Origin of the sequence: Paraburkholderia aspalathi (assembly GCF_905220735.1) — a bacterium.
GTDB classification, from domain to species: domain Bacteria; phylum Pseudomonadota; class Gammaproteobacteria; order Burkholderiales; family Burkholderiaceae; genus Paraburkholderia; species Paraburkholderia aspalathi.
Genome location: NZ_CAJNBA010000001.1, coordinates 1,893,524 through 1,911,987, shown reverse-complemented (window position 1 = coordinate 1,911,987; position 18,464 = coordinate 1,893,524). Strand labels below are relative to the sequence as shown.

21 protein-coding genes are annotated in these 18,464 nt (G+C 62.3%); 15 read left to right on the top strand and 6 right to left on the bottom strand.

What is annotated here, in order from left to right; translation table 11 throughout:
* Nucleotides 1–356: 356 nt before the first annotated feature.
* Nucleotides 357–950, bottom strand: coding sequence for a TetR/AcrR family transcriptional regulator (locus KHO30_RS08505; protein WP_122152105.1), 594 nt, complete (start codon nucleotides 948–950; stop codon nucleotides 357–359).
* 156 nt (nucleotides 951–1,106) lie between these two features.
* On the opposite strand from KHO30_RS08505, the gene KHO30_RS08500 reads away from it, so the two are divergent.
* The 3 genes from KHO30_RS08500 to KHO30_RS08490 all read left to right on the top strand — a co-directional run bounded on the left by KHO30_RS08500 (nucleotide 1,107) and on the right by KHO30_RS08490 (nucleotide 3,208).
* Nucleotides 1,107–1,859: an SDR family NAD(P)-dependent oxidoreductase gene (locus KHO30_RS08500; protein WP_083086790.1), complete on the top strand. Its 753-nt coding sequence runs from the start codon at nucleotides 1,107–1,109 to the stop codon at nucleotides 1,857–1,859.
* A 196-nt stretch (nucleotides 1,860–2,055) separates the two neighbouring features.
* Nucleotides 2,056–2,469 carry a nuclear transport factor 2 family protein gene (locus KHO30_RS08495; protein WP_211700560.1) on the top strand — a complete coding sequence of 138 codons (414 nt, stop codon included), beginning with the start codon at nucleotides 2,056–2,058 and terminating at the stop codon, nucleotides 2,467–2,469.
* Nucleotides 2,470–2,575: 106 nt separating this feature from the next.
* Nucleotides 2,576–3,208: a class I SAM-dependent methyltransferase gene (locus tag KHO30_RS08490; RefSeq protein ID WP_211700559.1), complete on the top strand. Its 633-nt coding sequence runs from the start codon at nucleotides 2,576–2,578 to the stop codon at nucleotides 3,206–3,208.
* A gap of 124 nt (nucleotides 3,209–3,332) precedes the next feature.
* Here KHO30_RS08490 and KHO30_RS08485 read toward each other — a convergent pair whose 3' ends face one another.
* The gene (locus tag KHO30_RS08485; protein ID WP_211700558.1) at nucleotides 3,333–4,250 is read right to left on the bottom strand and encodes a LysR family transcriptional regulator; all 918 of its coding nucleotides are present in this window, start codon (nucleotides 4,248–4,250) and stop codon (nucleotides 3,333–3,335) included.
* 127 nt (nucleotides 4,251–4,377) lie between these two features.
* Between KHO30_RS08485 and KHO30_RS08480 the strand changes: the two genes are divergently transcribed.
* The 3 genes from KHO30_RS08480 to KHO30_RS08470 all read left to right on the top strand — a co-directional run bounded on the left by KHO30_RS08480 (nucleotide 4,378) and on the right by KHO30_RS08470 (nucleotide 6,291).
* Nucleotides 4,378–4,992, top strand: coding sequence for an FMN-dependent NADH-azoreductase (locus tag KHO30_RS08480; protein WP_211700557.1), 615 nt, complete (start codon nucleotides 4,378–4,380; stop codon nucleotides 4,990–4,992).
* A 16-nt stretch (nucleotides 4,993–5,008) separates the two neighbouring features.
* Nucleotides 5,009–5,641 (top strand): NADPH-dependent F420 reductase, encoded by a 633-nt coding sequence (locus KHO30_RS08475; protein WP_211700556.1) that lies wholly within the window; start codon nucleotides 5,009–5,011, stop codon nucleotides 5,639–5,641.
* A 209-nt stretch (nucleotides 5,642–5,850) separates the two neighbouring features.
* Nucleotides 5,851–6,291, top strand: a complete 441-nt coding sequence (locus KHO30_RS08470; protein WP_211700555.1) for a hypothetical protein — start codon at nucleotides 5,851–5,853, stop codon at nucleotides 6,289–6,291.
* A 27-nt stretch (nucleotides 6,292–6,318) separates the two neighbouring features.
* On the opposite strand, the gene KHO30_RS08465 is transcribed toward KHO30_RS08470, so the two are convergent.
* From KHO30_RS08465 to KHO30_RS08455, 3 genes are all read right to left on the bottom strand, one after another.
* Complete coding sequence (locus KHO30_RS08465; protein ID WP_211700554.1) at nucleotides 6,319–6,918, bottom strand: NADPH-dependent F420 reductase; 600 nt, start codon at nucleotides 6,916–6,918, stop codon at nucleotides 6,319–6,321.
* A 31-nt stretch (nucleotides 6,919–6,949) separates the two neighbouring features.
* A complete protein-coding gene (locus tag KHO30_RS08460; protein ID WP_123385462.1) occupies nucleotides 6,950–7,348 on the bottom strand; it encodes a nuclear transport factor 2 family protein in 399 nt (132 codons plus the stop codon).
* A gap of 149 nt (nucleotides 7,349–7,497) precedes the next feature.
* Complete coding sequence (locus tag KHO30_RS08455; protein ID WP_122155410.1) at nucleotides 7,498–8,232, bottom strand: SDR family NAD(P)-dependent oxidoreductase; 735 nt, start codon at nucleotides 8,230–8,232, stop codon at nucleotides 7,498–7,500.
* 109 nt (nucleotides 8,233–8,341) lie between these two features.
* Here KHO30_RS08455 and KHO30_RS08450 point away from each other — a divergent pair, with 109 nt between their 5' ends.
* A complete protein-coding gene (locus KHO30_RS08450) occupies nucleotides 8,342–8,710 on the top strand; it encodes a winged helix-turn-helix transcriptional regulator (protein WP_211700553.1) in 369 nt (122 codons plus the stop codon).
* A 667-nt stretch (nucleotides 8,711–9,377) separates the two neighbouring features.
* Here KHO30_RS08450 and KHO30_RS08445 read toward each other — a convergent pair.
* Nucleotides 9,378–10,331, bottom strand: coding sequence for a LysR substrate-binding domain-containing protein (locus KHO30_RS08445; RefSeq protein ID WP_211700552.1), 954 nt, complete (start codon nucleotides 10,329–10,331; stop codon nucleotides 9,378–9,380).
* 157 nt (nucleotides 10,332–10,488) lie between these two features.
* On the opposite strand from KHO30_RS08445, the gene KHO30_RS08440 reads away from it, so the two are divergent.
* The 8 genes from KHO30_RS08440 (at nucleotide 10,489) to KHO30_RS08405 (ending at nucleotide 18,444) form a co-directional block, all read left to right on the top strand.
* Nucleotides 10,489–11,559: an ABC transporter substrate-binding protein gene (locus KHO30_RS08440; RefSeq protein ID WP_211700551.1), complete on the top strand. Its 1,071-nt coding sequence runs from the start codon at nucleotides 10,489–10,491 to the stop codon at nucleotides 11,557–11,559.
* Nucleotides 11,560–11,629: 70 nt separating this feature from the next.
* Nucleotides 11,630–12,709 (top strand): ABC transporter ATP-binding protein, encoded by a 1,080-nt coding sequence (locus KHO30_RS08435; protein WP_211700550.1) that lies wholly within the window; start codon nucleotides 11,630–11,632, stop codon nucleotides 12,707–12,709.
* Nucleotides 12,696–13,568: an ABC transporter permease gene (locus KHO30_RS08430; protein WP_211700549.1), complete on the top strand. Its 873-nt coding sequence runs from the start codon at nucleotides 12,696–12,698 to the stop codon at nucleotides 13,566–13,568. Before KHO30_RS08435 ends, KHO30_RS08430 begins: the two co-directional genes overlap by 14 nt.
* A 16-nt stretch (nucleotides 13,569–13,584) precedes the next feature.
* On the top strand, nucleotides 13,585–14,382 hold the full coding sequence (locus KHO30_RS08425; RefSeq protein ID WP_200621479.1) for an ABC transporter permease: 798 nt from the start codon (nucleotides 13,585–13,587) through the stop codon (nucleotides 14,380–14,382).
* Nucleotides 14,379–15,515 carry an NAD(P)/FAD-dependent oxidoreductase gene (locus tag KHO30_RS08420; RefSeq protein WP_211700548.1) on the top strand — a complete coding sequence of 379 codons (1,137 nt, stop codon included), beginning with the start codon at nucleotides 14,379–14,381 and terminating at the stop codon, nucleotides 15,513–15,515. Before KHO30_RS08425 ends, KHO30_RS08420 begins: the two co-directional genes overlap by 4 nt.
* Before the next feature lie 8 nt (nucleotides 15,516–15,523).
* Entirely contained in the window at nucleotides 15,524–15,889 is a 366-nt protein-coding gene (locus KHO30_RS08415; RefSeq protein ID WP_093647361.1) for a (2Fe-2S)-binding protein, read from the top strand.
* Nucleotides 15,879–17,285, top strand: a complete 1,407-nt coding sequence (locus tag KHO30_RS08410; RefSeq protein ID WP_211700547.1) for an NAD(P)/FAD-dependent oxidoreductase — start codon at nucleotides 15,879–15,881, stop codon at nucleotides 17,283–17,285. Before KHO30_RS08415 ends, KHO30_RS08410 begins: the two co-directional genes overlap by 11 nt.
* The gene (locus KHO30_RS08405; RefSeq protein ID WP_211700546.1) at nucleotides 17,278–18,444 is read left to right on the top strand and encodes an NAD(P)/FAD-dependent oxidoreductase; all 1,167 of its coding nucleotides are present in this window, start codon (nucleotides 17,278–17,280) and stop codon (nucleotides 18,442–18,444) included. The genes KHO30_RS08410 and KHO30_RS08405 overlap by 8 nt, the downstream gene beginning before the upstream one ends.
* Nucleotides 18,445–18,464: the final 20 nt, after the last annotated feature.

The window sequence follows — 18,464 nt, the reverse complement described above, 5'->3', positions numbered from 1 at the left end:
ACGGTCAGGGAAGTTTCGTCGGCTGAAATCGCTGCTTCTCGCGTGTGGATCGAGAACTGGAAGCGGATGCTCCCGTGCCTCGTCGCCACGCGTGGCCTCGTACCCCAAACGCTCACTAGCGCGATTGAGCGATACACGGCAGTTCGAGCTGCTGACCTGGCATCAACTCTTGGCAAGCTTGCCGCGACCGATGCCGAGCTGCGGGAGACCCACGTCGACGATCATGTTCTCGCCGTGGTTCGCTATGAACTTGCGACGAATAGGCCCTGGCAGGCGGCAATAGCTGGGGTCAACTGATCTTCAAGGACTTAGTCAAGTTCGACTGACCCGCAGCAATCCTTCTAAGCCGATCTGATTCAGCGCATGGCCTTTTTGACATCTTTCTTTTTGACGTCGTTGCCGGGCCGATTTGTCAGGATGGCGCTCGTAATAAGGTGAACAAGATGATCTGCCCGTGGCGCGAATGAGGGCAGATCAACAAGCCAGCCGAGCGCTGCCATCAGGCCGAACATGTCGTCCCCATTCATATCGGCACGTGCTGTCCCCGTGGCTTGGGCACGCAGCAACAGCCGTGCGCTCGCTGAGTGCACGGCTGCGCATGAAGCGTAAAGCGCGGAGTCCGGGTTGGTATGAGCTGCCGCCATCAGGGCGACAACACCCCTATAGCTTTGGGCAAATGCGATCCATTCGCGAAACCAGGACACGAGCGCTTCGTCAGGTGAGTTCGACGTTTCGAGTTCGCCTGCCTTCCGCGTCAGTTCGTCCAGATTCGTACACAACAACGCGTCGAACAAGGCTTCTCGCGTCGGGAAATGACGCAGCAGTGTCGCCAACCCGACGCCAGCCCGGCGGGCGATATCTCGCATCGACGCGTCGACACCGTGCTCGGCGACAACGTCGTGCGCGACTGCAAGTAGATGGCTGTAATTTTTTTGGGCGTCGGCTCGCATGGGGTCCCTTGACAAACGGATCGCTGATCCGTATATTTGGATCACTGGTCCGGATGTCGCGAATCAGGATCTGGATCGGTGGTCCAAATGATACAGCGCCTTTGTACCCATGGGAACAGCGGCGCTGCTGACACCTCAAACGAAAGGCGAAAGATCATGAAGAAATTGGAAGGTAAGGTTGCAGTCATCACGGGCGGAAGCAGCGGGATTGGCTTGGCCACAGCCAGGCGCTTCGTGGAAGAAGGTGCGCACGTCGTGATCACCGGGCGGCGAGAGAAAGAGCTGCAGGAGGCCGCCGCCGCCATCGAGAGAAACGTTACGACGGTCGTGGGCGACGTGTCGAGCCTGGAAGATCTGGACCGGCTCTATGCCGTGGTGAAAGAGAAGCATGGTCACATTGACGTTCTCTTCGCGAACGCGGGCGCAGGGACAATCGCGCCGCTCGCGGTAGCTACAGAGGGCCATTTCGACCAGACCTTCGACGTGAACGTGAAGGGAATGTTCTTTACGGTGCAGAAGGCCCTTCCCCTCTTCAGAGACGGCGGTTCGATCATCCTGAACTCTTCGGTCTCAAACGTGCTCGGGCTTCCGGGATTTACTGCTTACGCCGCGAGTAAGGCGGCTGTACGCAACTTCGCGCGCGGCTGGACTATGGAATTGAAAGACCGCAAGATCCGCGTGAATGCCATGAGTCCCGGAGCGATCGACACCCCGGCCTTGGCGACGACGACAGGCCTTACCGCTGAACAGGCCGAGCAGGCAGTTGCACAGTTCACCGCGCAGATCCCGATGGGCCGCAGAGGCATGCCCGAGGAAATCGCGGCGGCAGTCACGTTCCTCGCTTCCGATGAAAGTTCCTACATCACGGGTGTGGATCTCGCCGTCGATGGAGGCATGGCGCAGGTCTGACCCCGGCGCGCTCCCGTGGCTGGCCCACAAGCCGCGCCAGTCGTGGGACCACGTTTCTGCAATATCGGCCGGGCGCTTGTTGAGGCGTTTGATCGACGTGACCGAAGACAGGCCGCTAGGGGCGACGGATATTGACGGCGAGCCTGATTGAGACACTTCGCGCGCGACCCGATCCGAGAGAAATGGAGAAAATCCGATGAGTACCGATAAGAACGTCCAGACCGTGAAGGACTTCTTCGCCGCGATCGGCCGCGGCGACAGAAAGGATCTGCTGGCGCTGGCCGCCGAAGACATCGAGTGGATCATTCCGGGCGAGGACTGGCCGTTGGCCGGAACGCGCCGCGGACACGCGGGGCTGGCGGATTTGCTTGAGACCGCATCCAAGTCGATAGAAACGTCCGTGGAACCCCGGGAGTTCATAGCGCAAGGAGACAGGGTCCTTGTCGTCGGCTTCGCCAGGGGGACGATCAAAGCCACGAACAAGACGTTCGAGGACAACTGGATCTTCGCCATCACGGTCCGTGACGGCAAACTGACGAGCATCCGGGAGTACATCGACACGCAAGCACTGGCGCGGGCCTCGCAGACGGACACGTCCGGGCCGGCGTAGCGCTGGCCATCTGCGGCCATCGGGTCGGGATAGACGGTGGATCAGCCGTGGATCGCCCCTCGCATGCCGCGCGCTCGTCGAATACCCAACCGTAAAGGAAAGCTCTATGTACGACCAATCCACGCTATCCGAGTTGATCCGGTTTGCACAAGTCGATGCGAGCTCCACCGTCATCGACGTTTACCCAGGCGACGGCGACTGGACCCGTCTCTTCTCCGACATCGTGGGACCCAAAGGACGGGTCTACAGCTTCGTACCGGCCGAAGTCGCCCACTTCAAGAACGATCCGGTCGGCCGCATGCGGACGCTTGCAACGGAGCCGGGCCGAGAGAACGTGGAAGCCGTCTCGGCGGATCTCATCGCGATGCCGAAGGTCACGCAACCAGCAGATGTCCTCTGGCTGCATCTGTTCTATCACGATCTCCACACACCGCTGATGCAGGCCAGGGGCGCGACGGCGGCCCACTTCAATCGAGTGGTCTACGAGCAGCTGAAGCCCGGCGGGTACTACGTCATCGTGGACCACGCCGCCGCCGTCGGGCAGGGCACGAGCGACGCCCAGTCGCTGCATCGGATCGAGCCTGAGTCCGTTCGCGAGGAGGTGGAGGCCGCCGGCTTCGTACTGGACGCGGAAAGCACCATGCTCGCGAACAAGGACGATCCGCACTCGATCAAGGTGTTCGATCCTGCGATCAAGGGCGAGACCGATCGCTTCGCCTATCGGTTCGTGAAGCCCTGACAGATCCCGGCACCAACTTCATGTCGACCTCCCCAATGGGTGCAAACTTGGGCGCTGACCTATGGCGCTGAACTGGAACGCGCTCAAGCCGAATTTGGCCGCGCGCGGGACTGAATGTCCGATCTCAAGGATATTGCGAAGAGTCTGACATCGCCCGATCCGCCAGAAGCTGTACGGCACGCTCTTCAAACGGAGAAAGCTCGCTGCCGCGCATGCGCGAGAGGACAAACACAAGAGGGCGGAGGTGCCATGCCCGGCGACGAAGCTCGACCAGACGACCGATAGCCAGGTCTTCAGCGACCAGGTTCGCAGGCATGTGGCCCCAGCTGAGCCCCGAAATCAGAAGGTCACGTTTCGCGCCGAGGTCGTTGACGAGCCACTGGCGCTCTCCTGCTACGCCCATCTGGATCTTCTCTGCACCCGGCTGGTTGTCTGTCACCACCAACTGCACATGCTGACCAAATTGTTCGAGGGAGATTGGCCGCTCGATATTCGCTAACGGATGGGTCGGCGCACACACGGTGACCATCTCTACTTCGCAAAGCCAGTGCCTTTCGATCGCGCCTTTCTTGATCTCGGGCACGTCTGAAACGGTAACCGCGAGCGAGCAGCTGCCTGCCAGTACCAGCGCCTCACCACCCTGCATGGTGACCATGCGCAGGCTAATGGCGGCCGTTGGCGATTCGCGTTCGAGTGCACGCAGGCAGTCGATCAGGCGCCCCCTTGGGAAATACGTATCGACGGCGATTGAGAGGCTCGGCACGCCTTCCGCCGACATCGACTTCGCCCGGTTCTTCATCTCTTCCATACGTGCAATCACGGCTCGCGCGTCAGGAAGAAGGCCCCGTCCTGCAGCGGTGAGCTCGGCCTTCCGGGCATCTCGCTGAAAGAGTTCCAGGCCTAGCGCGGTTTCCAAGGCGGAGATCGCGTGGCTAACGGCGGATTGGGCTCGCCGAAGCCGGCGGGCCGCGCCCGTGAAGCTCATCTCCTCACACACCGCGACGAAGGTGTGAAGTTGGTTGATTGAGACGGTGTCGAGCACGTCATCTACTCCTTAGATGGATAGAAGCGATATTTTGTCAGTTTTCAAGATGATTCACTTTCCCTATCTTGCATATCACGCAAGCCCACTTGGGCAACGCTTCAAAGCTGATAGGAAACAGATCGAAATGCCGACACTTCTCGCGATACAGGTAAGCCCTCGCCACGAATACTCGACCTCCCGCAAGCTCTCGGCGGTGTTCGTCGAGAAATGGCTGGCCGCACACCCCGGCGGCAAAGCCATTGAACGCGATCTGATGAAGACCAATCTGCCGTTTGTCGATCTGCCATGGATTGGCGGCGCGTTTACGCCCCCGGAGCAACATTCGCCGGAGAGCGCTGCCGCCATCAAGATTTCCAACGATTTGGTCGCCGAATTGCAAGCAGCTGATCGCATCATCATCGCCACACCGATGTACAACTTCACCATCCCGGCGGTGCTGAAGGCCTACATCGACCATATCGTCCGGGTCGGTGTCACGGTCGTCGACAATGTCGGGCAGCTAACCGGCAAGAAGGCCACCGTCATTCTTGCGAGCGGGGGTGATTTCAGTCCTGGCTCTCCGATCGAAGGCTACGATCACGCCAGCAGCTACCTCCGTCAGGTGCTGGGGTTCATCGGAATTACACATCTGGACATCGTACTCGCCGGATCGGCGCGCGCTGGAATGTCAGGCGAGACGGCGGTGGAGGCGTTCGGCGAAGTGATTGCATCGGCCGCGGCTGCTCGAGTCGTCGGTTGATCTCGGAGAAACGGTCATGAAAGTTGGGTTCATCGGCGCCGGTCGCATGGCTACGACCATGGGTCGTCATTTTCTCGGTGCGGGCCATGAGGTCGTCCTGTCCAGTTCGCGGGGGCCGGAAGCGTTAGCGGGGCTCGTCGCCGATCTGGGTCCGGCCGCCAGCGCAGGATCCAGGCAGGACGCTGCGGAATGCGATGTGGTGATCCTCGCCACGAATTGGGCGGATGCGCCGGAGGCGCTCAAGGGTATCGACTGGAGCGGCCGCATCCTCGTCGACGGGACGAACGCCCACATGGGCGAGGAACCGGACATCAGCGCTGTCGGCGTAGCGAGATCGGTTGCCGCGCTGGAGGGCCGCACGTCGAGCGAGACAGTCGCCGCAATGGCGCCCGGGGCCAGGCTGGTGAAGTCGATCAGCAATATGCCGATGGCCTGGATACAGGATTTCTCGCCACAGAAGCCGAAAACCGTACTGTTCGTGTCGGGCGACGATCGCGATGCCAAGGTGCTCGTGGTCGAACTTATTAATTCGACGGGCCTGGTCGCGCTCGACCTCGGTTCTCTCGCGGACGGCGGTGCGATGCAACAGCTCGGCGGCCCTCTTTCGGCTGTGGAATTGCACTTCGTCCGCCGGATCGTCCGCGAATAAGACCTGAGCTGCGGGCATCGTGCGCCTGCCGATCGGTTTGGAGGCCAGCCAGCTTGGCTGGTTGACGCGATCGAAGGAGCCGGGATCGTCGGAACTTACCATAACGGCGCGTGGCAATGCCGGCCGCTTTCTTCTTTTCGAGCCTGCCTGCCTCCGCACAAACATCGCGAGAAACAGCGGCGCTATCAGAACAGGAAGGTAGTTGGTCAGTGGTCGATACGTTCAAGGCGGGACCAGACATGGCGCCGGAGGTCAGCAAGGGGCTGGTTGCCGAGCGTCGGATGGTAGGAAGCTTCCTCGAGGAGACGCTGCACACATCGGAGACCTCCAGACCTCTTCGTATCGACTACCTCGGCTACGACACGACAGCAGGACAATGGCGCTACGTCTCGATCGAAGCGCGCATTCTTGTTGCGCCGATGTCGGCGTCGAGTTTTGCGCGGGACACGCCGGAGCGCATAACCGTACGATTTGAACCGTTCGCCGCGCCGCCGGTTGCGCCCGGTTGGGCCGGGCGCATGCTTCGCATGGAAGAAGTGATTACGCGCGATGGCCCCGATCATGAAACGAAAGATCAGTATTTCATCCTCGCAGATGGAACAGCGAGGCCTTGGCTTGCTCACCGCTATGACTACCGGCGTCTGCACTAAAAGCAGGGGAATAGAGGTCCCCTACCGTCAGTCGAACTTGACCAGGTCCTTGAAGATTAGTCGGCCCCAGCTTTTTCCGCGCGCCTGCACAAGCAGTCCACCTTCCGAAAGGCCGCCAAGTTCGATCGGCGAAAATCCGAGTCTGTCCGCGAGCGCGCCGATTTCCGCTGCCGCGTCGTCATCGTCGCTCGCCAGAAACACGACTCTCTTCCCGCCATGAATAGCTGGGTCTTGGGCAAGGACGGCAGCGCCCAAGTGATTGAAGCCCTTGACCAGCCTGCCGCCAACGAAGCTCTGCGCGACAAAGCGGGACGAAGGTCGCCCACCCAGCTCCTCAGGCGATACGCCGTAGGCGTTCGTCACATCGACGATAGTTTTACCCTGCCAGTCGGTCAGCGTCTTCGCGACATCCTGGTGCGACTCGAAACGGACAGCCAGAAAAACGATATCCGCCTTGACCGCTTCGGCCAGTGTCTTGGGAATGATCGTGGGTCCAATCGCGGCCGCAGCGGATGCAAAGCTTGCCGGGTCGCGTGTGGTTGCTACCGATACCTCGATGTTGCTGCGCGCGAACGCCGTGGCAAGCGCCTGTCCTATCTTGCCGAAGCCGATAATTGCGTAGCTCATAACTGTTCTCTAGAAGTGTTAGTCCGTAGCTTTAGGCCGTCTCGGAGGCCCTTGCGAGTGCCAGCGTGTCGATATACTCCCGAATGTTTGTCACCTTTCCTTCGCGAACGGTAAAGTCGAAGATGAAATGGTCCTCGAAAGTCTTGTTTGTGGCTTTGACTTTTCCTTTCGCCACACCGACTGCCAAAACCCGGTCTCCTTCCGCGATGAATGTCGGTGGCTCAGAAGATGAAATCTCCACCGTTTCAGACGATCTCTGAATAAAATCTGTCAATCCCGCATGTCCGCGATGTGCGCCGGCCCACGCCCATTCGCCTGGAATGATCCATTCGATGTCTTCGGCACACAGCGCGATCACGACTTGCTTATCGCCTTTCCCGATAGCGGAAAAAAACGCCTTCGCTATCCGAACATTCGTTTGCGCATTCACGAGGATTCTCCAATTGCTGCGGTGGATCGTCAGGTGTGAAGTGCCGGCCTCTGACGCGGACAAGCTTCCGGCACTTGCCTTTCCGTATCGGCAATGAACATAGACCGTGATGGATAGCTCACGCGCGTTGAGTTGCTATGCGCTGGGTGTCACAGTTGCGCCAGACCACCGTCGACGGCGACCTCGCTAGCGGTCATGAAGCTGCTGTCCTGCGACGCGAGAAAGGCCGCCACCGCTCCGATCTCGGCCGGATCGGCCATACGCTGCAGCGGAGTCATGGAGGCATAGACTTTCTGACCTTCCTCGCCCAGCGCCTCCTTCGCGAGTTCCGTCGCTGTCGCGCCTGGTGACAGCACATTTACCCGGATGCCAGTGCCCTTGAGATCTTCCGCCCAGGTCCGCGCGAGGTTGCGCACGGCCGCCTTGCTCGCGCTGTACGCACTCATTCCCGGCGCACCCGTGGTGCCCGCGCTCGATCCGGTCAGGATGATCGAACCGCCTTGGCCCATCAGCGGCAGCGCCTTCTGAACAGTAAAGATGGTTCCCTTCACGTTAGTGTCGAAGGTTTCGTCGATGTGCTGGGCGGTGATCTTGCCGAGCGCAAGCTGGCTTCCAGCCCCGGCATTAGCGAAGACGATGTCGAGGGTTCCGCGTTCGGCTTTCACCGCCGCGTAGAGTCGGTCTAGGTCGGCCTCATCCGAGACCGAGCCCTTCACCGCGCGGGCATTGGAGCCGAGCTCGGCTACAGCGGCGTCGAGCGCTTCTTGTCGGCGGCCGTAGATGAAGACGAAGGCGCCCTCCTCGATGAAGCGCTTTGCTGCCGCGCGTCCGATGCCGGTAGCGCCACCGGTGATCACAGCGGTCTTTCCATTCAATCTGGTCATCACTTGCATCCTTCCTTGGAGTTGTTGGGAAGCAGCGAACTGCTTACTTGAGTCCAGTATGCAGTTCTGATAACCTGAGTACAAGTATGCACCTTTTGGTAACCATCAAATGAACGACTGCTCTGAAAAGTGTGGTGGCCGCTACTCCTACGGGCTCGCAGCCACCCTCAGCATCATCGCGGGCAAGTGGAAGCCGCTGATCCTTTACTTCCTGCTCGACGGCCCGAAGCGCTACGGCGAGCTTAAACGCAATGTCCACGGTATCAGCGCCAAGGTGCTGATTCAGCAATTGAAGGAACTGGAGGCCGATGGTGTACTGGAGCGGACGGACTACAAGGAGGTGCCACCACGCGTGGACTACGCGCTGACCCCACTCGGTCGTAGTCTGGCCGACAAGATTGTCCCGCTATGCACTTGGGGAACAGAGAACATGGCAGAGATGGTGAACACTCTTGCCGAGCGCGACCGCTCGCTTTAGTCTGGAGAACCTCGTGCGGCCCTTCGTGTTCAGTGAAGGACGCAGAGGTCGTGGATCAAGCGTTTTTCGACTGGGGCGTCGGTCCATTTCCGGTACGTACGGTCGAATCGAAAAAGCCGGTTGAGTGCTTCAGCCGATACCGTATTTTTATCTTCACATTTCACGATCAGGTATTCGTCGCTCCCGCCTCAGTCGACTCAGCGGACGCCGCCGCCTGAGACTTTAGTTCAGTGCCGCTCGTCGCGCTTGCCTGCTCCAAACAAACATTAACGATGATGTTGATAACCTCGTCCTTGGTCGCGAGCTGGACGAGGGTGGTCGGACCCATCATGCATCGCCTTCAGGAAACCGTGATTGACTTCCTCTTGCGTGACGCAATTGCCCTCGGGCTGCTTCTCAATCAAGTCGCCCTAAAACTTGCAGCGCGTTGGCCGCGGCACCACAGCGGTGACGGTGACGCCAGTACCCGCGATACGCTGCAAGCGGCCGTCCTTAGGCTGATATCGCGACGACCACGACTGGCGTTCGAATGTCAGCAGCCAACCAAGAAAGCGACGTTTAAGCGTCCGACTCAAAGACTTGACCAACGGCCGCAATTGGCCGAACCCCGCCCGACGGCCCCACCACAAGACCAGAATACGCCGCCGCCAATTCGAAACGTTTCCCGTCACGCCCCGGACCGAGAGCGCGCTCGCGCGCGGCCCGCCATACTCCGAACCGGCGCAACTACCTCTGCAAGCAATTCCTCGTGCAGCCCCCGCAACACTTCTACAAAAGCTGACGCGAGCCGCTCTCGTGGCCGGTGCGGAGGAAAAAGCAGATAAGTCGGAAAGAGTGTGGCCGGTAGAAATGGGCGAATTGCAATATCAGGTCCGGCGAAGTCGCGTGCGACGATGGGATGCGCAAGCGTCACGCCCATCCCATGCCGAACCATCTCGCAGCACATCGCGGTGTATTGCGCCTCGATCGCCAGGACGCGCTGCACGCCGGCGCGCTGGAACACTTCGTCCATCAGCACGCGCGTGCCATCGCCGTGACACAGCGAGATGAACGACTCACCCTCCAGATCCTCCGGCTTGATGCTGCGCTTTCCCGCCAGCCGATGTTCCGCCGGCATCACGCAAACGGCAGCCACCTTCGACAGCTGCTCGACCTCGCAATCCGACGCCTCGCTGACGTACACCGCCACACCCAGATCGCAGAACTGCGAAGCAGTCCAATGATTGACCGTGCCAGACGTATTCACATGCAGCGATACGGTGACTTCCGGAAATAGCTCGACAAACCGCTTGATCGCGTGCGGCACCAGCGTCATGCCCGCCGACGGCATGGCGGCAATGCGCAAACGGCCGCTGCCGAGATTGCGAATCTGCGCCGCGGCATTGGCCAAACCTTGCAAGCCGACGAATGCGCGTTCGACTTCGCGAAAGAACGCCTCGCCCTCGCTGGTCGGAATCAACCGCACGCCGCTGCGCTGAAAGAGCTGCAAGCCCGTATCGCGCTCCAGTTGGGCGATCAGCCGACTCACATTCGGCTGCGACGTGAAGAGCGCCTTGGCCGCGGCGGTCATCGACCCCGAGACCATCACCGCGCGAAACGCCTCGATGTGCTTGAGATTCATCCGTATTCTCCCTTAGACGACCACCCCTAACCCATATCACTCATGCATAGGTAGGTATTTAATTCGTATTGGACGACATGATTAGGCAGCGTGACACTGCATTCTAACGACGGGCGACCAAGCCCGCCTCCCCACACCGGAACTGGAGATCGTCGTCATGAGAAGAGCGTTGCATCGCCGTCTGTCCGCCCCGTCGCGCGCCGCCATCGCGGCCGTTTCCTTCGCTTCCGCCCTCGCCGCCCCGCTCTTCGCGCAGGCCGAGACCACGCTCTACGTGGCCAACGTCGGCGGCTCGAACGAACAGGTCTACCGGCAAAAGATCATTCCGCCGTTTGAAAAGGCGCATGACGTCAAGATCGTCTACGTCGCGGGGAATTCGAGCGACACGCTCGCCAAGCTCCAGGCGCAGAAAGGCCATCAGCAGATCAACGTGGCGGTGATGGACGACGGCCCCATGTATCAGGCGATGCAATTCAACCTGTGCGCGAAGCTCGACGACGCGCCCGTGATGAAAGACGTCTATCCGCTCGCCAAACTCGGCCCGACCTCGATCGGCGTCGGCATGGTGGCGACCGGAATCGGCTACAACGAAGAGGCGTTCAAGAAAGCCGGCCTGCCGCCGCCCGACTCGTGGAAGGCGCTCACCGACAATCACCTCAAGGGCAAGCTGGGCGTGCCGCCGATCACCAACACCTACGGCCTGCATACGCTCGTGATGCTCGCGCGCCTCTCCGGCGGCGGCGAAAAGAATATCGATCCTGGCTTCGCCGCGATGACGAAGGAAGTCGCGCCGAACGTGCTCTCCTGGGCGCCGACGCCCGGCGAGATGGACGGTCAGATGCAAGCCGGCGACGTGATCCTCGCGCCTTATGGCAGCGGCCGCGCCGTGGCGCTCCAGAACACCGGCTTCCCGCTCAAGTTCATCTACCCGAAGGAAGGCGCGGTCGCGTTGCAGGTGGCGGCATGCGTTGTCGCGGAGAACGCGCAGCCGCAGTTGTCGCAGCAGTTCGTGCAGTACCTGTTGAGCCCGGAAGTGCAGGTGTTGCAGGCGCAAGGCATCGGCATCGGTCCGGTCAACAAGACGGTGAAGCTCACACCTGACATCGCCGCGCGCGTGCCGTATGGACCGGAGCAGGTCTCGAAGCTGACCGCAATGGACTGGTGGGCCACGATCAACCAGCATCGCGCCGAGTGGACGGAGCGCTGGAACCGTTCGGTCGAACGCTGATGTACGTCACAGCCGTCTGTGACTGGTAAGTTCTTCGCGCGGCGCGCGATCTGATGAAGGAGCGAGGCGTATGGCCTTTTTGACTCTGCAAGGCATTTCGAAGCGCTACGGCGATTTCACCGCCATCGAGCAGCTCGATCTGGCCGTCGAACGTGGGGAACTGCTCGCGCTGCTCGGCCCGTCCGGGTGCGGCAAGACGACCACCCTTCAGATGGTCGCGGGCTTCGTCACGCCGACCACGGGCCGGATTCTGCTCGATGGCCGCGACATCACCCAGGAAAGCCCGGAAAAGCGCGGCATTGGCGTGGTGTTTCAAAGCTACGCGCTGTTTCCTCACATGACAGTCGCCGGCAACGTCGGCTTCGGGCTGGAGATGCGCAAGGTGAAGCGCAAGGAGCGCGACGAGCGCGTGGCCGAAGCGCTCTCGCTCGTGCGCCTCAATGGCCTTGGCCACCGCTTTCCGAAGGAACTGTCTGGCGGTCAGCGGCAGCGCGTCGCGATAGCGCGGGCCATCGCGATGCAGCCCGAACTCCTGTTGCTCGACGAACCGATGTCGAACCTCGACGCGAAGCTGCGCGAGGAAATGCACATCGAACTGCGCGCCATCCAGAAGCGCCTCGGCATCACGACGATTCTCGTCACGCACGATCAGGTGGAGGCGATGACCATGAGCGATCGCATTGCCGTGATGCATCGCGGCGCGATTGCGCAACTGAGCACGCCCTACGACGCGTACGAACGGCCCGCCACGCCGTTCGCCTCCACCTTCCTCGGCCGCACCAACGCGTTTCCCGGCGAAGTGCTGCGCCGCAATCCGCGTTGCGCGGAAGTCGCGGTGGCCGGCACCACGCTGCATGTTCCGCACGAGGGCCGTCAGGTAGATGGATCGGTGAACGTCTATATCCGCCCGGAAAAGGTTCATCTGGCGAATGGCGACGCCCGTGTGCGCGGCCGTATCGCGACGCGGGTCTTCGTCGGCAATCAGTGGCTGCTGGAAGTGGAGACTGAACTCGGCAAGCTGCGCGTGGCGCAGCCGAACCTCGGCGCGCCGCCGCCCGAGGAAGGTCACGAAGTGGGTCTCGCATGGACCGACGACGACCTACGCGTACTCACGCAAGACGATCGGGAGAGCGCTCATGGCCACGCTTGAAGACGGCCGCCCCGGCGCGGCGCCGTGGCTGCTGTCGGGGCCCGCGCTGCTGCTGTTCGTCGGCCTGCTGCTGGTGCCGCTGCTGCTCACGCTGATGCTGTCGTTCCGCGTGTTCAGCGATACGGCCGGCGTCACCTCCGCCTATACGCTCACGAACTACTGGGAAGTGGTCAGCGATCCCTACTATGGCACGATCTTCCTGCGCACTGCCGGTCTCGCGTTCGCCGTCACGCTGCTTTCGATCGTGCTCGGCGTGCCGGAGACCATCGTGCTCGCGCGCATGAAGCGTCCATGGCAGTCGTTGTGTCTGTTGATCGTGCTCGGCCCGCTGTTGATTTCCGTGGTGGTGCGCACGCTCGGCTGGCAAATCCTGCTCGGCAATAACGGCGTGCTGAACAATCTGCTTCAGTCGCTGCATATCACGAGCGAACCGATCCGTCTCGTCTTCACGATGACGGGCATGATCATCGCGCTCACTCACGTGCTAGTGCCGTTCATGGTGATGTCGGTGTGGGCGACCGTGCAGAAGCTCGATCCCCAAGTGGAATGGGCCGGCCGCTCGCTCGGCGGCTCGCCATTCGCGGTGTTCCGCCGCGTGGTGCTGCCGCAGATCATGCCGGGCGTGCTGTCGGGCTCGATCATCGTGTTTGCGCTCTCGGCTTCGGCTTTCGCGACGCCAGCGCTGATCGGCGGACGTCGATTGAAAGTGGTCGCCACCGCCGCTTACGACGAATTCCTCGGCACGCTCAACTGGCCGCTCGGCGCAAGCATCGCCGTGCTGCTGCTGATCGCCAACGTGGCGATCGTGATGGGCTGCAGCCGTCTCACAGAACGCCGCTTCCGGCATATCTTCGACTGAGCGAGGGAGAGCGAACATGAAACAGAACGGCATTCTCGGGCTCGTGTACAACGCGTTCTTTCTCACCTTCATCATCGCGCCGCTCGCGGCGGTAATGCTCGTGGCCTTCACCGATAAAGGCTATATCTCGATGCCTTTCGATGGCGCGTCGCTACGCTGGTTCCGCGCGATCCTGGAGAACGACGACATGGTCTCGGCATTCTGGCTCTCGGTGCGGCTCGCGTTCGCTTCGGCGACTATCGGCGTGGTTCTCGCGGTGCCCGCCGCGCTCGCCATTGCGCGGTATCGCTTTCCCGGCCGCGCCGCGCTCACGAGCTTCTTTCTCTCACCGATGATGATTCCCGCCGTCGTGCTCGGCATCGCGTTCCTGCGCTTTCTGTCGCTGCTGCATCTGTCGGGATCGTTCTGGTCACTGGTTTGCGCACACGTGATCATCGTGCTGCCGTATGCGTTGCGGCTCGCGTTGTCGTCCGCTGTCGGACTGGATCGCGATGCGGAGCGCGCCGCGCTCTCGTGTGGCGCCAGCCGGTTCACCGCGTTTCGCCGCGTGGTGCTGCCGATGATCCGCACCGGCGTGGCAGGCGGCTGGGTGCTCTCGTTCATCCAGAGTTTCGACGAACTCACGATGACCATCTTCGTTGCGACGCCCGGCACCACCACGCTGCCCGTCGCCATGTACAACCAGATCGCGCAGACGATCGATCCGCTGGTCGCTTCGGTGTCGGCGGTGTTGATCGTCGGCACTGTCCTCCTGATGATCCTGCTCGATCGCATGGTTGGACTCGATCGCATTCTGATCGGAGAAGCCCGATGACATTGACAAGCAGCGTCTGCCCCGACGTGCTCGTGCTCGGCGGCGGACTCGTCGGTTCCGCCGTGGCCTACGGACTCGCCCGCGAAGGCGCGCGCGTGACCGTGCTCGACGAGGACGACGGCGGCTTCCGCGCCTCGCGTGGCAACTTCGGCCTCGTCTGGATTCAGGGCAAGGGCTACGGCATGTCGCCCTACGCGCGCTGGTCGCGCAGTTCGGCCACGCGCTGGCCCCTGCTCGCCGAAGCGCTGCTCAAGGAAACCGGCGTGGATGTCGCGTTGCGTCAGCCAGGCGGCTTCCACTTCTGCTTCAACGACGACGAACTCGCCGAGCGCGAGAAACGCCTCTCCACGCTGCAAGCCGAACTCGGCGATTACCCGTATCAGATGCTCGATGCCGCCGAAGTCCGCGCGCGCATTCCGCAGATCGGCCCCGATGTGATTGGGGCGAGTTATACGCCGATGGACGGTCACGTGAATCCGCTCAAGCTCCTGCGCGGACTGCACACCGCGATGCAGGCACGTGGCGTACGGCTCGTCTCAGGTGAACGCGCGGAGCGCATCGAACCGCAAGCCGATGGCTTCATCGTGCATGGCACACGCGGCACGTATCGCGCGGCGCGAGTGGTTCTCGCCGCTGGCCTCGGCAATCGCGCGCTCGCGCCATTCGTCGGACTGAATGCGCCGGTCGCGCCCAATCGGGGACAGGTGCTGGTGAGCGAGCGCGTGACGCAGTTTCTCGACTATCCGACGCTCAACGTGCGACAGACCGACGAGGGCACCGTGCAGTTCGGCGATTCGATGGAGGAAGTCGGCTTCAACGACTTCACCACCACGCACGTGCTGGCCGACATCGCCCGACGCGGCGTGCGCGCATTCCCGCTGTTGCAGCACGTGCGGCTCGTGCGCATGTGGGCCGCATTGCGCGTCTACACCCCCGACGGCTTCCCGATCTACGACCAGTCCGTGAAGCATCCCGGCGCGTTCGTCGTGACGTGTCACAGCGGCGTGACGCTCGCGGCGGCGCACGCGTTGCGCGTGGCGCCGTGGATCATGGGCAGACCGATGCCAGAGGAACTGCCCAATTTTTCCGCGCGCCGCTTCGAGCACGCCCGAGAACTGACTCCCGCTCACTGACCATCGATATGACTTCGCAATCGACCCATACCCTGTTCAAGCCACTCGCGGACGCGCAAGGCACAGCCGCCGCGAACGTCGACATCTTGTTCAACGATCAGCCGCTCACCGTGCCCGGCGGCCGGTCCGTCGCGGCCGCCCTGCTCGCGTCGGGCGTCTCGCGCTTTCGTGCGACGCCCGTGTCCGGCGCACCGCGCGCGCCCTTCTGCATGATGGGCGCGTGCTTCGAATGCCTCGTCGAAATAGACGGCGTGCCGAGCCGCCAGAGCTGCATGGTGGAAGTGAAGGCCGGCATGCGGATTCGCTCGCAGGAAGGCGCGCGCGACCTGCCGCCCGTGACTGACGCACCGCTGGAGAACATACATGGCCGCTGATTTCGCTTCTGAAACTGTCGACGTCGTTGTGGTCGGCGCCGGTCCCGCAGGCATGAGCGCGGCGACGCGCACCGCGCGCGCAGGCCTCAAAACCGTATTGATCGACGAACAGGACGCCGTGGGCGGCCAGATCTATCGCGGCATTGGCCGTGCCGACGCGCGTCGGAAGGAAATTCTCGGCCCGGACTACGCAGCGGGTGCCGCCACTGCCGACGCGTTCGTCGCTTCCGGCGCGCGCCACGTGACCGACGCGAGCGTGTGGCAAGTCACGCGCGAGCGCGGCGTCAATTATCTGAAGGACGGCAAGATTGGCAGCTTCGACGCACAGCGCGTGATTCTCGCGAGCGGCGCGTTGGAGCGGCCCTTTCCGATTCCCGGCTGGACGCTGCCCGGCGTGCTGACCGCGGGCGCGGCGCAGATTCTCCTGAAAAGCGCGGGCGAAGTGCCAGCCGCGCCGCCTGTGCTGGCGGGCTGCGGCCCCCTGCTCTATCTGCTGGGCTGGCAATACGTGCGCGCCGGCGTGCCGATTCGCGCGCTGGTCGACACCACGCGTCATGAAGATCGCTGGCGCGCCAAGCGTCATGTGTTTGCGGCGCTGCGCGCGTGGCCGTTGCTCTCCAAAGGCTTGCAACTGATCCGCACGCTGCGCGAAGCCGGCGTGCCGATCTTCGAGGCGGCAGACGATCTGCGTGTGGAAGGGCGCATCGGCACGGATCACGTCGAGCGCGCCGCCGCGCTTCACTTCACGACCCAAAGCACGGCGCATCGCATTGAAGCCGACGTGATCTTGCTGCACCAGGGCGTCGTGCCGAACACGCAATTCACGCAGGCGCTGCGCGCCACGCACCGCTGGGACAACGGGCAACTCTGCTTTACGCCGCAAGTCGATGCGTGGGGCGAACTCGACGTGCCGGGCATCTTCGTGGCGGGCGATTGCGCGGGGATCGGCGGCGCGCAGGCCGCGGCATTACAGGGGTCGCTCGCGGGGCTCGCGGCCGCCACGCAACTGGACGCCATCACCGCCTCGCTTCGCGATACCGAGGCCACTCAGCATCGCCGCGCGCTCGCCGACGTCATGCGCATCCGGCCGTTTCTGGACAGCCTCTATCGTCCGCGCGACATCAACCGCATTCCGCGCGACGAGACCATTGTGTGCCGTTGCGAGGAGGTCACCGCGGGCGAGTTGCGCAAGTTCGTCGAGCTGGGCTGTGTGGGACCGAATCAGGCGAAGTCTTTCGGACGCTGCGGAATGGGACCGTGCCAGGGCCGCATGTGCGGTCTCACGGTGACGGAAGTGATCGCCGAAGCGCGCCGCGTCTCGCCCGCCGAAGTGGGCTATTACCGCATCCGTCCGCCGATCAAGCCGCTCACGCTCGGAGAACTCGCCGGTGAATGACACCACCCACCTTCGCGAAGTCGATGTCCTTGTAGTGGGCGGTGGACTGCACGGCACCAGCAGCGCGTTCCACATGGCGCGGCGTGGCGCGAACGTGATCGTGCTCGAAGCCGACTACGTCGCGCGTCATTCGTCGGGCGTGAACGCGGGCGGCGTGCGCACGCTGGGCCGCCCGTTGCCCGAGATTCCGCTCGCGTTGATGTCGCGCGAAATCTGGTATCGGATGAGCGATCTGCTCTGCGAGGATGGGGGCTTCGTCCCGTCCGGCCAGCTGAAAATTGCCGAAACCGATGACGAACTCGAAGCGTGCCGCCAGCGCGTCGCGTTGCTCGAATCGCATGGATTCACGCACGAGAAAGTGATCGACCGCGAGTCCGTACTTGAACTCGAGCCAGCGCTCGCGCGGCACGTGACAGGCGGCATCTGGGTGGAGCGCGACGGCTTCGCACTGCCCTATCGGACAACGACTGCCTTCCGGCTCGCCGCGCAAAGACTGGGCGCGCGCTTTCTGGAAGGCACGCCGGTGCGCCGCATCGAACAGCGCGGCACGCGGTGGTTCGCGGTGACATCGCGTGGCACGTTCAGCGCGGAAAAACTGTTGGTCACCGCGGGCGCGTGGTCCGGCGAACTCACGAAGCAGGTGGGTGAACCGGTTCCGGTGCACCCCGAAGGTTTGATGCTGATGGTCACGCATCGTGTCGCGCCCTTCTGTCGCGCGACGCTTGGCGCAACGGGCAGGCCGCTGTCGTTCAAGCAATTCGACAACGGCACGGTGGTGATCGGCGGCAAACTGATCGGTATCGCGGACCTCGCGAATCGTCACGGCGAAGTGGATTTCGCCCGCCTCGTGCGCAGCGCGCGAACCGTGACCGATCTGTTTCCGCACCTGCGCAATCTCGGTGTAAATCGCGCATGGGCCGGCGTCGAAGCCTTCACCGAGGATGAATTGCCGGTGATCTCCGCGAGCCGCAAGGCGTCGAATCTGTATTACTCGTTTGGCTATTGCGGCAGCGGCTTTCAGTTGGGGCCAGGCTGCGGCAAGCTCGTGTCCGAACTGATACTCGACGGCGCGCCATCGATCCCGCTCGATGCGTTCGCTATCGATCGCTTCGGCCGCGACTCGTCGTTTTCACGCACTGCGCAACTGGTCACGCACTAATCGCTTTCTTTTTTTGCTCC

Coding starts and splice junctions, on each gene's coding strand:
- KHO30_RS08505 (WP_122152105.1), bottom strand. CDS start 950: ATGCGAGCCGACGCCCAAAAAAATTACAGCCATCTACTTGCAGTCGCG.
- KHO30_RS08500 (WP_083086790.1), top strand. CDS start 1,107: ATGAAGAAATTGGAAGGTAAGGTTGCAGTCATCACGGGCGGAAGCAGC.
- KHO30_RS08495 (WP_211700560.1), top strand. CDS start 2,056: ATGAGTACCGATAAGAACGTCCAGACCGTGAAGGACTTCTTCGCCGCG.
- KHO30_RS08490 (WP_211700559.1), top strand. CDS start 2,576: ATGTACGACCAATCCACGCTATCCGAGTTGATCCGGTTTGCACAAGTC.
- KHO30_RS08480 (WP_211700557.1), top strand. CDS start 4,378: ATGCCGACACTTCTCGCGATACAGGTAAGCCCTCGCCACGAATACTCG.
- KHO30_RS08475 (WP_211700556.1), top strand. CDS start 5,009: ATGAAAGTTGGGTTCATCGGCGCCGGTCGCATGGCTACGACCATGGGT.
- KHO30_RS08465 (WP_211700554.1), bottom strand. CDS start 6,918: ATGAGCTACGCAATTATCGGCTTCGGCAAGATAGGACAGGCGCTTGCC.
- KHO30_RS08455 (WP_122155410.1), bottom strand. CDS start 8,232: ATGACCAGATTGAATGGAAAGACCGCTGTGATCACCGGTGGCGCTACC.
- KHO30_RS08450 (WP_211700553.1), top strand. CDS start 8,342: ATGAACGACTGCTCTGAAAAGTGTGGTGGCCGCTACTCCTACGGGCTC.
- KHO30_RS08445 (WP_211700552.1), bottom strand. CDS start 10,331: ATGAATCTCAAGCACATCGAGGCGTTTCGCGCGGTGATGGTCTCGGGG.
- KHO30_RS08440 (WP_211700551.1), top strand. CDS start 10,489: ATGAGAAGAGCGTTGCATCGCCGTCTGTCCGCCCCGTCGCGCGCCGCC.
- KHO30_RS08435 (WP_211700550.1), top strand. CDS start 11,630: ATGGCCTTTTTGACTCTGCAAGGCATTTCGAAGCGCTACGGCGATTTC.
- KHO30_RS08430 (WP_211700549.1), top strand. CDS start 12,696: ATGGCCACGCTTGAAGACGGCCGCCCCGGCGCGGCGCCGTGGCTGCTG.
- KHO30_RS08425 (WP_200621479.1), top strand. CDS start 13,585: ATGAAACAGAACGGCATTCTCGGGCTCGTGTACAACGCGTTCTTTCTC.
- KHO30_RS08420 (WP_211700548.1), top strand. CDS start 14,379: ATGACATTGACAAGCAGCGTCTGCCCCGACGTGCTCGTGCTCGGCGGC.
- KHO30_RS08415 (WP_093647361.1), top strand. CDS start 15,524: ATGACTTCGCAATCGACCCATACCCTGTTCAAGCCACTCGCGGACGCG.
- KHO30_RS08410 (WP_211700547.1), top strand. CDS start 15,879: ATGGCCGCTGATTTCGCTTCTGAAACTGTCGACGTCGTTGTGGTCGGC.